The following is a 586-nucleotide window of genomic DNA, read 5'->3' as shown; positions in this document are numbered from 1 at the left end:
GATCGCCGGCGCGATCTGGGCCGAGAAGGCGTGGGGCCGGTACTGGGGCTGGGACCCCAAGGAGGTCTGGACGTTCATCACCTGGGTCGCCTACGCCTGCTACCTGCACGCCCGGGCCACGGCCGGCTGGAAGGGCCGCAAGGCGGCGTACCTGGCGCTCATCGCCTTCGCCTGCTTCCTCTTCAACTACTACGGCGTCAACATGTTCGTCACCGGCAAGCACTCGTACGCGGGCGTCTGACCTCCGACGTCTGACGCACGCCCCCGGCAGCGGCCGGTTCCTGTGACCCAGGTCACGGGAACCGGCCGCTGTCGTATGGACAGTTCCAGGGCGTGGAGACAACACCGCGCACGCTCATACGCCAGGGGGACCCCACCGCCTTCGCAGAACTCTTCGACGCCCACGCCCGCTCCGTCTACAACCACGCCTACCGGCTGACCGGCGACTGGTCGGTGGCCGAGGACGTGGTCTCGCTGACCTTCCTCGAAGCGTGGCGGCTGCGCACCCGGCTGGACGCCGACGGCGGCAGCCCGCGCCCGTGGCTGCTGGGCATCGCGACCAACACCGTACGCAACACGCGCCGGG

Annotated in this window: 2 protein-coding genes; both read left to right on the top strand. The window is 69.8% G+C overall.

Annotation, left to right across the window (positions count from 1 at the left end):
- On the top strand, positions 1-241 hold a 241-nt coding region (ccsA, locus tag KUM32_RS31275; protein ID WP_217145336.1), incomplete at its 5' end, for a cytochrome c biogenesis protein CcsA.
- A 92-nt stretch (positions 242-333) separates the two neighbouring features.
- Positions 334-586 (top strand): sigma factor (locus KUM32_RS31270; protein WP_308408761.1); only part of this gene is annotated, 253 nt, incomplete at its 3' end.

The sequence above is a fragment of the Streptomyces sp. AC627_RSS907 genome, from assembly GCF_019049165.1.
This window is presented reverse-complemented; position numbering and strand designations above follow the sequence as displayed.